This is a genomic window from Chryseobacterium barbadense (assembly GCF_042849955.1).
In the GTDB taxonomy this organism is placed as follows: domain Bacteria; phylum Bacteroidota; class Bacteroidia; order Flavobacteriales; family Weeksellaceae; genus Chryseobacterium.
Map to the genome: position 1 here is coordinate 1 of NZ_BAAFHL010000031.1, position 14,360 is coordinate 14,360.

At 35.9% G+C, this 14,360-nt stretch carries 13 protein-coding genes; 6 read left to right on the plus strand and 7 right to left on the minus strand.

What is annotated here, in order from left to right:
• The 6 genes from ACGHIN_RS11800 to ACGHIN_RS11825 form a co-directional block, all read left to right on the plus strand.
• The coding region (locus ACGHIN_RS11800; RefSeq protein WP_390453707.1) for a hypothetical protein at nucleotides 1-245 on the plus strand (245 nt) is incomplete at its 5' end.
• Between the two features lie 20 nt (nucleotides 246-265).
• A complete protein-coding gene (locus ACGHIN_RS11805) occupies nucleotides 266-1,180 on the plus strand; it encodes a TIGR01777 family oxidoreductase (RefSeq protein WP_390453709.1) in 915 nt (304 codons plus the stop codon).
• Between the two features lie 4 nt (nucleotides 1,181-1,184).
• Nucleotides 1,185-1,763: a hypothetical protein gene (locus tag ACGHIN_RS11810; RefSeq protein ID WP_390453711.1), complete on the plus strand. Its 579-nt coding sequence runs from the start codon at nucleotides 1,185-1,187 to the stop codon at nucleotides 1,761-1,763.
• A 14-nt stretch (nucleotides 1,764-1,777) separates the two neighbouring features.
• Nucleotides 1,778-2,281 carry a hypothetical protein gene (locus tag ACGHIN_RS11815; RefSeq protein ID WP_390453713.1) on the plus strand — a complete coding sequence of 168 codons (504 nt, stop codon included), beginning with the start codon at nucleotides 1,778-1,780 and terminating at the stop codon, nucleotides 2,279-2,281.
• A 19-nt stretch (nucleotides 2,282-2,300) separates the two neighbouring features.
• Nucleotides 2,301-2,840 carry a hypothetical protein gene (locus ACGHIN_RS11820; RefSeq protein WP_390453715.1) on the plus strand — a complete coding sequence of 180 codons (540 nt, stop codon included), beginning with the start codon at nucleotides 2,301-2,303 and terminating at the stop codon, nucleotides 2,838-2,840.
• A 154-nt stretch (nucleotides 2,841-2,994) separates the two neighbouring features.
• Nucleotides 2,995-3,441, plus strand: coding sequence for a KTSC domain-containing protein (locus ACGHIN_RS11825; RefSeq protein WP_390453717.1), 447 nt, complete (start codon nucleotides 2,995-2,997; stop codon nucleotides 3,439-3,441).
• Nucleotides 3,442-3,562: 121 nt separating this feature from the next.
• Here the strand turns inward: ACGHIN_RS11825 and ACGHIN_RS11830 are convergent, their stop codons facing one another.
• The 7 genes from ACGHIN_RS11830 to ACGHIN_RS11860 form a co-directional block, all read right to left on the minus strand.
• Nucleotides 3,563-7,141: an efflux RND transporter permease subunit gene (locus ACGHIN_RS11830; RefSeq protein ID WP_390453719.1), complete on the minus strand. Its 3,579-nt coding sequence runs from the start codon at nucleotides 7,139-7,141 to the stop codon at nucleotides 3,563-3,565.
• A gap of 19 nt (nucleotides 7,142-7,160) precedes the next feature.
• Entirely contained in the window at nucleotides 7,161-8,408 is a 1,248-nt protein-coding gene (locus ACGHIN_RS11835) for an efflux RND transporter periplasmic adaptor subunit (RefSeq protein ID WP_390453721.1), read from the minus strand.
• A 77-nt stretch (nucleotides 8,409-8,485) separates the two neighbouring features.
• Nucleotides 8,486-9,838: a TolC family protein gene (locus tag ACGHIN_RS11840; RefSeq protein ID WP_390453723.1), complete on the minus strand. Its 1,353-nt coding sequence runs from the start codon at nucleotides 9,836-9,838 to the stop codon at nucleotides 8,486-8,488.
• 98 nt (nucleotides 9,839-9,936) lie between these two features.
• Nucleotides 9,937-10,530, minus strand: coding sequence for a TetR/AcrR family transcriptional regulator (locus ACGHIN_RS11845; protein ID WP_390453725.1), 594 nt, complete (start codon nucleotides 10,528-10,530; stop codon nucleotides 9,937-9,939).
• 170 nt (nucleotides 10,531-10,700) lie between these two features.
• Nucleotides 10,701-11,525: a CvfB family protein gene (locus ACGHIN_RS11850; RefSeq protein ID WP_390453727.1), complete on the minus strand. Its 825-nt coding sequence runs from the start codon at nucleotides 11,523-11,525 to the stop codon at nucleotides 10,701-10,703.
• Between the two features lie 127 nt (nucleotides 11,526-11,652).
• The gene (locus ACGHIN_RS11855; protein WP_390453728.1) at nucleotides 11,653-12,780 is read right to left on the minus strand and encodes a cytochrome-c peroxidase; all 1,128 of its coding nucleotides are present in this window, start codon (nucleotides 12,778-12,780) and stop codon (nucleotides 11,653-11,655) included.
• Between the two features lie 6 nt (nucleotides 12,781-12,786).
• Nucleotides 12,787-14,358, minus strand: a complete 1,572-nt coding sequence (locus tag ACGHIN_RS11860) for a DUF6850 family outer membrane beta-barrel protein (RefSeq protein WP_390453730.1) — start codon at nucleotides 14,356-14,358, stop codon at nucleotides 12,787-12,789.
• Between the last annotated feature and the right edge of the window lie 2 nt (nucleotides 14,359-14,360).

The following is a 14,360-nucleotide window of genomic DNA, read 5'->3' on the forward strand; positions in this document are numbered from 1 at the left end:
ATTCTACCAATCTGATGCGGAATATTAATAACAAGCTCCGCAAAAATTATCGTATCCTCCGGGAAATAAATATTGACGGCAAAACTAAAATTGCCAAATCCAAGATGGATGGCTTGGGTTTTGATTTTGATTTCTTTACGAATCTGAAAGTGTATAAAAACGGTTCCGAATATAAATTCATCTATGATTACGGGTATAAACTTTTGGAAGATGATTTCGTTCTGATCGTCAAAAATCAGGCATAAATAATTTTGAATTCATGAGTATGAAAGAGGTTGTTTTAATTACCGGCGCCGGTGGAATGCTTGCACAGGAACTATCAAAAAAGATTGATACAAAATACAGTGTACGATTTTTAACCCGGAAAAAGCATCAAAGTAATGAATATGAATGGGATATTCATCAAAAGACCATTGATGAATCTGCCTTTGAAAATGTACAACATATTATTCACTTAGCCGGAGCCAATATTTCAGAAAAACGCTGGACCGATGAGCGTAAAAAGGAATTGATTTCAAGCCGTGTAGATTCTGCCCAATTGATTTTAGACACGCTGAAAAAGAAAAATATCAAGCTTAAATCGTTTATTTCTGCTTCAGGAATCAATGTTTATGGCACGGAAACCACTGAGAAAATTTATACGGAAGAAGATCCACCCGGAAATGATTTCCTAAGTGAAGTTGTGGTACTCTGGGAACAGTCAGCAGACAAATTCCTGGAAGAAAATGTGGCTGAAAGAGTGGTGAAAATACGAACTGCCGTTGTTCTTTCCGAAAAAGACGGTGCTTTAAAGAAAATACTTCCGCCCATACAATATGGAATTGGTTCCCCTTTAGGCAGCGGAAAACAATATATGCCGTGGATTCACGTGAAAGATATTTGCTCTATTTATGAATTTGCCTTAGAAAACCCCACTGTAAAAGGTGCGTACAACGCATCTTCACCACAGCATACCACCAATGAAAATTTAACAAAGAACATTGCTAAAGTGTTGAAAAAACCTTTATTTATGCCTAATGTACCGGCTTTTGTTTTGCGGTTGTTATTTGGTGAATTGGCCGATGCATTGCTTAAAGGTTCGAGGGTTTCCTCACAAAAAATTCAGGATACCGGATTTACATTTGCCTATCCGGATTTGTATGAAGCTTTACAGGATTTATTAAAAGAAAAATTAAAATAAAATTATGAAATCATTATTGTCATTAAGTCTTTGTTTGTTATTATCAGTGAATGCCTTTAGTCAGAAAAAAGAAACCATGAGCACTAAGGACAAAGCTGTTGCAGAGCACTTTAAAAATGATTACAAAAAGAAGAATTACAAAAGATTTGACGGTAAAATAACGGAAAAAGATAAGCTGTTTCAGTTTGATGATAAGGTTATTTACTATGACAAAACCGATAAAATCACGACTTTACTGCTCAAAGAAGGTTTGATTTATCCACAGCTTTTAACGGATTATCAGATGCAGAAATTCCTCGATGAGACCGAAGATAAAACCCAGAAAAGATTTTTGAAGCTTCAAAAAGACCCGAAAGCAGGCTTTGACGTGAACGGAATTAAATTAAACAATACCACGGAAGTTTCTTTTCTGAATGCTAATTCTCATGTTAAAAGATTTAAAATCCAATGCAGAGATAACAGAATTTCCAGTACGCTTACTTATTTTATTGAGCTTACCAATAAAGAAGCGAATGATAAAACTTCTTTGGAGGATTTTATTAAAGGGGCTAAATTGACGTATGTTTATCAGAGACCGGAGTAAATTTTGAAAAAAAAATGACAAAACTGTTTCAAAGGACTGAAATTCTGATCATAACATTTCTCTGGTTGAATATACTTTTTTCTTTTATTAATATTCCTTATTCTGATATCTTTTTGAATTTGGGAATAGCTGGACTAATACTAGTTTCAGTATTGTATATATTCCGCCCACAGCTAAGCACAATTTTATTGATTTTCTTGTTAGCTATAGGAATAATAAACCTGGTCAGCTTTAATAATGCTTCTCATATACGTTTTATGGGTTTTAATATAGTGAATTTTCTCCTCTTTGTTATTTTGGTCTATAAAAAAGGCGAAATGATCTCTGATCTAAGAGAAAAATGGCTTGAAACAACAAAAGAAGAAATTGCAGATCGAAGAAGTAGCCAAATTGAGATCTTTAAAAAACGTTTTGAAAACTTAGATGATGAATCCTTAAAAGATAAACTTCAAAAGGGAAATATTACTGATGAAGCAAAACAAGCTATTCGACAAATATTAATTGAAAGAAAACAGTAATTTTTTTAAAACACTACTAATGCCTAAAATATCAAAATCCTTAATCATAACTATAGCCTTTCTTACCTTACTTTTTTTAGTAAATGCCTTATTATTAGATCCCGCAATAAAAACAAAATATTTGTCAACAGATATAAAATCATTCAAAGAGTATTCATGGAAATATACCCTATTGCTGTCTCTTTTTATAGTAGTCCTTCTTTTTCTAAAGCAAAAAAAATTCAATTTTACTCAAACTCTTAATGCTCTTCCATATATTCTATTCTTTGGAATTGCTTTTTATATGGGTTTTAAAAATCTCATTGACAAATGTTTACTCTATGCTAATACTAAAACTGAGAAAAAAGAATGGGTAAGAACCTTTGAAGTTATTCATCATAAAGATCATAAAGTCTTCTGGTTAAGTGCAGGAAAAAATAGTATACATGATGATGAATTATTTTTAATAAATGAGAGAAGAATTAAGAAAAATCTAAAATCTATTTTTGATTATGACAATGGAGATACCATAAAAGTAAAATTCAAAACAGGAATGTTGAATGTAAATTATTTAGACTAATATTAAAAAGTATATAAAATGTCAGCTGAAGAATTTGTGAAAAATCCACTATAGAAAACAAAATACTACCTTTCAAATAAATTAATACTGAACAACTTACGGTTTATCCAATTTAAAAGCTTAATTTTGCACCCCGAAATAAGGATTATCCATTATGAAAAAATTAGGTGAATACAGAAAGCTTCTTGAGGTTGATAAAAATGTAACTTTAAAGGAACTGAAAACCATTTACAGGAATACAATGAAAGATACGCATCCTGATAAATTTATCAATGATGAAGCGGGAAAGCTGGAAGCAGAAGAAAAAAGTAAATCTGTAATTGAAGCCTATCATTTTTTGGTAAGCATTAATCCTGAAACGCAGGAAAAATTCAAGGAAGAATATACGGAAACCATTACCAAATCGAATATTCAGGACTTTTATATGGAGAAATCGGTTCTTACGGTTCAGCATTTGAACGGAAATATATATGAATACATCGGTGTTCCGAGAAATACTTATATCAAAATGGTGAATGCAGATTCTCCGAGCCGTTTTGCAAGAAGACATATCTATGGAAGTTTTGTCTACAGAAAGTCCGGTGAAGTAATGGCAGATTAAATTTCATAAAAAAAATACAAAAGGCTTTCAGTTTATTCTGGAAGTCTTTTTATTTTCCACCCTGTATACAAATAAAAAAGCGTATCAAATGATACGCTTTTTCGGTTAATTATGGTTTCTATTAAGCTTCAGGTTCCGGTTCTGCCCCGAAATCTTTCTTCTTATGATATTCTTCAAACTCTTCAGGATATAATTTTTTCAATCTCTCCTGTTCTTCTGCATCTTTTTCTGCGTCATGAGCATGTTTAGCTACATACTTTCTTCTTGCTTTGATCTTTCTCTTAGAGATAATGTAGAACATTACCGGAACGATGATCAAGGTAAGAAATGTGGCGAATGATAACCCGAAGATGATCGTCCATGCTAATGGTCCCCAGAACATTACGTTATCCCCTCCTACTGAGAAATGTGGATTCAATGTGGTAAGGAAAGCAAATACGTCGAAGTTCAGACCTACCGCCAAAGGAATTAATCCTAAGATCGCCGTTGTTGCGGTTAACAATACCGGTCTTAAACGCTCTTTACCAGATTCAATAATGATTTCTTTTACTTCCTCAAGTTCAAGGTCATCGTGAGTTTCTACTCCTTTCTTCGCAACCAATTCATCGAGTTTGAGAACGAAGAAGTCCATCAATACGATACCGTTCTTCACTACAACCCCTGCCAAGGAAATAATTCCCATCATTGTCATCAGGATAACGAAATCCATTCCGAAAATAGATAATCCAAGGAATACACCGGCAAAACTCAGGAAGATGGTTGTCATAATGATCAACGTCTTCGAGATCGAGTTAAACTGGAATACAATAATGGATGTTACCAATGCCATCGCCAGGAATAGAGCGAATAATAAGAAGTTCATGTTCTTCCCTTGTTCTTCCTGCTCACCACCGAAGCTATAGGTAATTCCTTCCGGAGTTTTGTAGCTTTTCAATGAAGCCTGGATCTTCTGAACAATTTCGTTGGCGTTATATCCTTTCAATACGTTAGAGTACACCATGATTGTTCTTGTATTATCCTTTCTCTTGATCTTGTTGAAAGTATTTTCTTCTTTCATCGTAGAGAATGTGGACATCGGTACAAGAACCGGTCCGTTTGGTCCCTGAAGGGTAATCGGCTGGTTGAACAATATACTTGTATTTCTTCTCTGATCCTGCTGTAATCTTACAGAAATATCATAATCATCCTTCACATCTTTGAAAGTGGAAATATCCTGTCCGAATAAAGCTCTACGAAGCGTAATTCCCGTATAAGCAGTAGAAACACCCATATTTCCGGCAGTCTCTCTGTTGATATCTATAATAAGCTCCGGACTTTCCTTATTAATATCCGATTGCAGTTTTTCAATACCACTGATCCCCTGCTTGTTGATATATTCGATCATCTTATGGGCTTCTCCCAATAGTTCATCATAATCATCACCCTTCAATTCTATGGAAACAGGGTAACCTACCGGTGGTCCGTTCGCATCTTTTTCAACGGTAAAGGTAAATCCCGGAATGTTAGGAATCGCTTTTCTGATCTCTTCCATCACCTCACTCGTATCTACTCCGTGACGTTTAGCAAATTCTACGAAGGTGATCGTAATTTTTGATTTAAACGGAGTATCTGCTTCGGATCCGGCATCAACCTGTGGATTGATCGCTCCTTTTCCAACCTGGGTAACCATTGACTCAACCAGGAAGTTTTCACCCGTCTTTTTGTCATTATATTGTCTAAGAACATTTAATATCTTAGCTTCCACCTGCTTGGTTGCGGTATTGGTTTTAGCAATATCCGTTCCTTGTGGATATTCCATATACACAATTACCTGCTTAGGGATATTTTCCGGGAAGAAAAGGACTTTGGAACGTCCGATTCCCATCATGGCTCCGTAAAGAACAAATGAAAATATAAGTACACCTACTACTCCTAAAAACCAATATCTCGGCTTTTTCCCCTGTAAAAGATTTCTAAGGAATTTCTGGTATCTCTTCGCCAGATTAGGGAAGAATGTATATTGGAAATGCTCAATTCTATCGTGGAAGAAGTTTTTATATAACCATATTGCAGCAATAGCTAATACGGAAAGCGTAACTACGGCAAGGAAATATTCAACACCTGTAACCAGTCTTAAAACGCCGAAAACAACTGCTAAAATGGCAAAAATAATCGAATATTTTACAGCCTGCGGCTTAGTGATATTTTTATTATCCAGCGTCATTCCTCCTCCTGTCATCGAAGCATTAATAATCAATGCCACGAACAATGAGGCCAAAAGGGTAACGGAAATCGTAATCGGGAAATATTTCATGAATTCTCCCATAATTCCCGGCCACATGAGCATCGGTAAGAAGGCACAAACCGTCGTTAAGGTAGAAGTAATTACCGGGAAAGCAATCTCACCGATCCCGAATTTTGATGCTTCTCTCCTCTTGTACCCTTTCTCCATATTGGCGTAAACGTTGTCCACCACCACAATTCCGTCATCCACCAACATCCCGAGTCCCATTACCATTGCGAAGAGTACCATTGTATTTAAGGTAACTCCAAAGGCACTTAGGACGGCAAAGGCAATCAACATGGAGAGCGGAATCGCTGTTCCTACGAATAAAGCATTTTTAAGCCCCATTGAGAAGCTCAATACGCACATCACTAAAAGGATCCCAATTAAGATGTGGTTAGCCAATTCGTTTACCTGGTGCTCTACGTCGGTAGACTGGTCAGACGTAAGAGAGTTATCAAGGTCGCTTGGTAAATACGTTTCCTTTGCTTTTTCGATTTTCTCTTTTGCCTGTTCAATGGCGGCAATCATATTTGTTCCTGATCTTTTTCTCAGGTTAATCATGACTACGTCTTTTCCGGATTCTCTTGCATAAGTAGTTTTCTCTTTTTCTTTGAATTCTACTTTAGCAAGATCCATGATTTTCACTCCTGGTTTAATCAGGAAGTTATTCAGTTCTGAAGGCTCTGAAATCTGGCCTTTGATCCTTACGTTTTCACGGTTCCCTTCCGTAATCAGATTACCTCCGGAAATCGTAATATTTTCGTTTCTGATGGCATTAATAACTTCATCAAAGCTTACTCCTGCCGCATTCATCTTATAGATATCCAACGCCACTTCCACTTCATTATCATCCACTCCTAAAACCACCGCATCTTTTACCTCAGGAATGTCTTCAAGGTCATCTTTAATATCATCCGCATATTGTCTTAAGGTAAACTTAGGATAATTCCCTTTCAGGTTAATATTCAAAATAGGAATCTCTTCAGAGATATTCAGGTCGAAAACACTTGGCTCAACCTTTGATCCTGAATCCACAGTGGGCCAGTCCTGGTCTCCTTTGGCTTCATCTACTTTATCTTTAATTCTTTGCTTAGCTTCAGCCAGAGGTACATCTTCACTAAATTCTACGGTGATCAAGCAGTAGTCCTGAAATGAATTGGAAGTTACCTTATCTACTCCCGAAACGTTCTTGAATTTATCTTCAAGCTCCTTGGTAATTAGTTTTTCAACATCTTCCGCCGAGTTACCCGGGTATACGGAAGAAATATATATTTTATTTTCTACCACTTCCGGAAAGCTCTCTCTAGGCATGGACATGTATGCAAAAATCCCCAGAACTACGATCAAAAAAGTAAGTACGTATACGGTGGTTCTATTGTCTACTGCCCAACTGGAAAAGAAAGATTCTTTCTCGTGGTGTTTATTTTCGCCCATAATTTTAATTTATTACAAATTATTTAGAGATTTTTACTTTCTGTCCTTCTGTAAGGTTTTTAGAACCATCTGTAATGACTACATCTCCTGCTTTCAAGCCTCTTGTAATCTCTACACTGTTCTCCGACTTCTGCCCTGTTTCTACGAATACTTTTTTCGCAACTCCATTTTCTCCGTTGATGTTGGTAGCCACAAATACATAGCTTTTATGTGCTGCATCATCATAAATATATTGAGCCGGAATCTGGATAGCAGACGGATTCAGGTAATCCTGGATCTTGATCTGGGCCAATAAGTTTGGTTTTATATATCCTCCTTCATTAGGAACCGGAATCTGGATGATGAATGTTCTGGTAGCCGGATCGATATAATTCCCTACTAATTTTACGCTTGATTTGATGGATTTGTTCAATGCAGGGAAAACAACGTCTACATTGGTTCCAGGTTTGATATTTGCTAAATACGTTTCAGGAACTTTAGCTTCAACACGCATGATTCCTAAGCTGATCAGCTTCACGATGTCTCTTCCCGGAGCCACCACTTGTCCGTTTTGCGTAATTACTTTATCAATAACTCCACTAAATGGTGCTACAATAGCAGTTTTCGCAAGGTTAGATTTTACAGCATCCGCAGCTTTCTGAGTGGCTGAAACAGTACTTTGAGAAGCGGCTACCTGTCTTTGTGCTGCATCATAAGCTGCTTTAGCCTGAAGGTACTGGAATTCCGAACCGATTTTCTGTTTCCAAAGAGCGGCTTGCTTTTCGTAAGCAATACGCTTTAGATTAGCATCTGTTTTCGCAATCTGTAACTGAGCATTCATAGAGCTTACCTGTATCTGAGCCTGCTTGTACTGGTCGTTCAGTCCCCCGTCTGCAATTCTACCGATGACCTGTCCTCTGTTTACTCGCTGTCCTTCTTTTACATATAATGACAGTACTCCACTGAAATCCGGTTGGATCGTAACATCCTGATCGGTAGTTACATTCCCTTGGATCTCAACATTGTGGGCAAATGAAGTCTGTTGTAGTTTCAGCACGGAAACGTATCCCGTAGTCTGGCTAACTCCCCATGCTGTAAGGTTTTTATCTACTTCAGCCATTACATTGTTAAGGCTGTCCATTTTAGCTTTCTGACGGTCTTTGTATGCCTGAAGACCTTTCACGTCTTTGGTTTTTATAAGCGCTTCCAGCGTTTTATCTTGTACTTCATCCTTCTTGCAGGCTGCAAGGGTAAGTAGTAATGCTAGTGGAAGAAATATTTTTTTCATGTGGGAAATTGTTATTATTAGTTATCACATGAACCTTTCGGTTTCATATATATAGTTTATTATTTTTGCTTTTAATGTTATAATTCACCTTTTGCTTTATCAAGAGCTACTTTTGCCTGAACTAAGCTGATTGCAGATTGGTACAATTTAGTTTGGGAATCATACAATTGCGTTTCACTATTCTGAAGATCAAAGCTGCTTCCCAATCCTTCTTTGAACTTGATCTGCTCTTTACGGTAAATATTGGAAGACAACTGGATCAGATCCTGAGCTGTTTTATAGCTTTCGAAAGCATTGTTATAATCCACTGCTTTAGAATAGTATTCATTTTTCAGGTTTCTTTCCATGTCTACTTTATCCATCTCGGCTTTCTGAAGATCCAGTTTTGCCTGCTGGGTCTGCCAGTGTCTCTGTAAACCGCTGAATATTGGAATGTCTAGTTGTAGTCCTACCACAGAGGTGTTGAACCATTGCTGATCTTTATCGAAGAAAGTAAAGCTGTTGCTGTTTCCATTATATGTTGAGCTTAAAAATCCTGATAATGACGGTAAAGATTTTGATTTCTGATATTTCAATTGCAATTCTGAAACTTTCACCGCATTATTGCTCAGTCTCATATCAATATGGTTGTTCACATCTATATTGGGATTCTGATCTACCAAAATCTGGTTTTTCTGTACCAGTTCATCTAATGTGGTAGCCAGTTCAATTTTCTGATCCATCGGATACCCCATCAAATATTTAAGGGCCATCAACAGCTTGGTTCTTGTTCTCTTAAGGTTTTCAATATTAACCACAAGATTTTTATAGCTGTACTCCAGTTGCTCTACATTCTGCTCCTCCGTTAATCCTACTTTATAGGTTTCTTTGGTATCATTTAATGTTTTTTCTGCAACCTTTCTGTTTTCTTCCAATGTTTTAATATTCTCATCGGTTACAATTACAGCGGCATAAGCCATCATAATACCTTCTTTTACACTTATTTCGGTTTTTTCTTCGCCTAAAGCAGCTGTTTCTCTATACGCTTTGGCAGATTGCAATCCTACTAAATAAGAGCCATTGAAAAGCAATTGTCTTAATGTAACTCCTGCACTTGCTGTCTGCTTTAATCCAAACTGGACAGGGATATAAGTTCCGGGCGTTCCACCCGCGATTTCAGCAGGTAAAAGCTGTACGGGAATTTTCAAATAGTAGTTATACGTACCTTGTGCGTCAATCTGAGGTAGCCCTATCCCGGTAGTTTCCTTTACTTTTTGGGATGCTTTTTCCTGATCTATTTTGGCTTTTTTTACGTTCACATTGTTTGTGACAGCATATTCCAGGGACTGTTCCACTGTAAAACTTTGCTGAGCCTGTAAAAAACCAGAAATCATAAATGCAGCAGCTATACCTATCTTAAGCTTTTTTGCAGTTATACGGTTTCTTTTCATAATTTTATACTTCGTTTATTTTTTTAATAGAATATTGTTTTATCAAATGTTTTTATTTCTAAAGGACGAATCATTTCTGAAATTACTTTATCATTTTTTTAGTTTTTAAATAACATGTTCAAAATAATTCCTTTTCTTTCCGATATGATTTTGTCGAATTCCTGATCACTGATCATTAAATTCTCCATCAATAATGGTCTGATTGCACTTGGAAAAACCAATAAGGAAACCATATTTAGAACAAACTGAATAGGTTCCATTTTCTCAATATTGCCCAACTCCATTTCCGCTTCTATATCTTTATATAGTTTTTTAAGTTCATCTTCTTCAATATCTTTTTTGTGACAATTCCCCTTGTTGATCTGCGAAACAATATACGTTTCGAGGTACGGATACTGAAGGCTTGTTGATAAGCTTCCTTCTATAAACTGGCTTATTTTTTCCTTAAAAGGCAAGTCTGAGTTCATAATGATTTCTGACTTTTCATGCTCTACCTTCTGAGCTTCATCAAAAATGATCTGAATCAGATTATCTCTTGAGCGGAAATAATAATTAATCAGTGTTCTGTTCACTCCGGCTGCATCTGCAATTTCTTGTGTGGTAGCGTCAAACTTTCCTTTCACAAAGAATAAATTCTTTGTTGTCTCCTTAATTAATTCTTGTGTTTGGTCTTTTTTGGCTTGATTTGACATTTTTGTTAAACAAATTTGTGCAAAGGTAAACCAATCATCTGTTTTGACAAAATTGTTAAACAAAATAATTAATGGAATTATTATGATTTGCATCATATTTTAATTTGAAATCCGGAAACAAAAAAGAGCGGGAAAATCCCACTCTTGTATATTTTATATCATCTTTGAAATTACAATAAACGAATCTTATCGTCTAAAATATCAATAATTTTATCTTTATAAAGTCCACCAACCGCTTTCTTGAAGTTTTTCTTACTCATCTGAAGCTCGTCTTTAATTTCTTCCGGAGCAGATTTGTCCGAAAGATAAAGAAGTCCATAATTTTCTTCCAATTTATCGAGAATCTTCTTTTTAAATTCATCGATATTCTCAAATCCTTCCGGCTGAAGAGACACATCTATTTTTCCATCCTCTCTGATCGCTTTGATGTAACCCGTTTCTTCTGACAGCGGATATAATTTTTTGAAAACATCGGAAGTATATACTAATCCGATATATTTTTTATTGATCACTACATTCCAGCCCAGTTCACTTTCATTCATCATAATTAAATCCACTTTATCTCCTTTCTTGAACGGGAGATTCTCATACTGCGGGTTTCTTTTGAATTTTGTAGTTCCGGTGATCAGATCTAAAGTTTCATCAACATACACATATACCAAATATCTTTTTCCCTCTACAATTTTAGATTTTTGCTGTTTGTAAGGGATAAAAAGGTCTTTAATAATCCCCCAATCCATAAAGGCACCGCTCGGAAGGCTCTGTACACAGCTCATTACAGCAAACTCTCCTACTTCAGCTAATGGAATTTCTTTGGTTGCCTTTAATTTATGATCATCCTGATACACGAAAACCTCCACTTCTTCTCCAATTTCTTTTTCATCCTGGATAAAGATTTTAGGTAGAAAAGCCTTTTCCCCGGATTCATCCGTTAATATCCATCCTGAATTGTTTTTTTCTGAAATCTGTAAAGTCTGAGTTTTTCCTGGTAGCATTGAATGATAAATTAGGCTTCAAAGGTACGGAAATAAAATAAGGTTAAGGCTGGGATTAAAAAGTAAGGTAGACGAATCTAACTTATTTACATGAAAAAAGGGAGTCTTTTTGAGACTTCCCTTTATATTATTTTGGCAATTGCGGAGCCCGCATTTTGTATTGATAACTGTGCAGCGTTTTCAGGAAATTCTCCAGATCCGTTATTTCATCTTCGGTAAGATTGAGTTTTTCCAGCATGGCTGATTTTTTCGGAGCAAGTGGACTTTCGCGGTTTCTCTTTTCGTTGGGCATTCCAGAATTATACAGGTTTAAAACACCTCTTAAATGTGGAAACAAACCATTGTGCATATAAGGAGCTGTTTGTGAAATCTCCCTCAATGTCGGCGTTTTGAACTTACCTACATCTTCATTCTTTTTAGAGATGTTATATAATCCAAGATCTTCATATTCCCTCCCGAAATACGTTAATCCAACATTATGGAATTTCTGATCCGAAAAATAAGGTGTATTGTGGCAATTGATACAATTGGCTTTTGTTCGGAACAAGTGAAGACCATTAATTTCAGAATCTGATAATTCATCTTTCTTTCCGGAAACAAACTTATCAAACCTCGATTTCGGACTGATAAGAGTTCTTTCGAAAGTAGCAATTGCTCTGGTAATTTTTTCTTCCGTTATTTTATCGTCACCAAAAGCTTTTTGGAAGTGTTCTTTGTACCCTTTAATTCTGGCAATGGTTTTCACCGCCAATCTTGAATGGAAGTTCATTTCCACCGGGTTTTCTATGGGAGCTTTTGCCTGTTCTTCCAACGTTGCGGCTCTTCCGTCCCAGAAATATTTTTGAGCATAAATGATATTCAAAACGGTAGGTGCGTTTCTTGTTCCCAACTGTCTGTCGTGTCCATAAGCCACCCTTCTTCCGTCTGTCCATGCAAGTTCAGGGTCATGACAGTTAGCACATGAAATCTGTCCTGATTTTGAAAGCCTCGGATCGAAAAACAACATTTTTCCCAATTCTTCTTTTTCTTTAGAATAAGGATTGTCTGTTGGAAATTCAGGCTTAGTTAAAATGCCAATGTCTTTAAATCCCTCTTTTGCTTCATCAAACAAATGAGGTTTCGGCCATAGATTCTGATCTCCGCTTCCATATAATTCGCGGAGTTCCTGAGTGGTGTAACCTTTTTGCAGACTGTTAATATCTGAAAAAGAATAAATTAAAAACAAAACTGCCGATAGCGACAAAAAATACTTCATAATTTCTTAATAAAACAGAGATATTCCGGCACTGAAATACAAATTAGGATTTCCGTTATAATCTGTATTCTGTTTCAGTTCATTACTAAGCGGAAATAATGTTGCAAAATTAGTAAATATTTTCAGGTCTGTCTTAAGGGTAACTTTTTGATAAAACTGTAATCCTAACTGAGGCCCTAATTTTGATGTTCTATCAAATTCATGATCGTTCTTTATCACATGGTCATATAACAAAGTATTAGACGAAGCAGGTGTATAAGCTAAGCTTTCACTTAAAGGGAAATAAGACATTGCTCCTATCTCCAGATTAACTTTTTGATTATCTCTATAGAAAATATCTTTATTAAATTTCACATTGATATTCAAGCTTTTCACATATTTATAAGTCACTCCCAATAAATCAATTGCAGAAAAATCATGGTATACCGTCTCTAAAGTTGTTCCGAATTTTATTTTTCTACCATCTCTTAAAAGAAAATGATTTGCAGATGCCAATCTGTCTAAAGTCATCCTGTAATTCTGTCCAAGCTCTGAAATATTATAATTATCTCCTGTGATGCTTTGGAAGTTCACGTTTGACATAAAATCCATTGTCTCGCCTTTAAACCAATAATTAGCATCCGTCTTATAATTGACAAGGCGATATTTCATTTTTTCCAGGCTTTCTTTAAAAAAAGTATCACCTGTTGTGCTGTTATTTACTTCTCCTGTGTGTCCATAAAGGTTTTGCATCGCTTTACTGTAAGAGAAATTGATATTAAAGAAGTTCTTTTGATTTTCAAAGGCATATCCCCCTCCGAAATTCCTGTCAATAGTTCTGTAACTGTAGTTTGAGTAAGATGGAAAATAGATCAGCCTTCCGTAACCACTTGAAAATCTCACATAATATTCTGGATTGGCCGGAGCATTAATAAACTCATTAACAGACATAATATCGTAAGTCTCCGTTTTTCTTCCTAACCCTCCGAAAATTGACAGTTGATGTTTTCCTAAACGATACCCTCCAAATATTTTTCCTGAATAATCGGCAGTATTAATCTCCGGTCTCGGGTCTGATTTCCTGAATGAACTTTGGTTTTTATAATCAATTGTCGCTCCCAATTCCAAACCTTTCCAGATTGTATAGGACAAACCTCCCTTTATGTGGTAATTCTGGGTTTCCCAATTGGCTTTTTTAGGAACAAAAAGATAATGGGGATTCAAAACAAACTGATCTTCCGTTCTGCCATTGGTAAGGTTAAAGCCAAGATTTTTTTCTGTGATAAACTGATAGTCAAAACTTCCTAAAAGCCTTAATTTATTGGAAATATTAAAAATTCCCTGAGTTGTAAAGCCAAATTCATTAGACTCTTCTGCCGTCTGAGTTCTTTTCATATTCAGATCCTTGACAACAGCACTCAGTTCCGTTTCCGTAAAATCTGAAAACTCCTGATTGGAAAACTGAATCGGATTGTCCCAGATTCTGTTGAGTTGCTGGTAATAAATTTGATTGGTAGGTATAAAAATACTATCATTCAACTGTGCAGAAGCACAACTGAATGATAGTAAGAATGCTATTTGAAAAATCTTAAACTTCATTA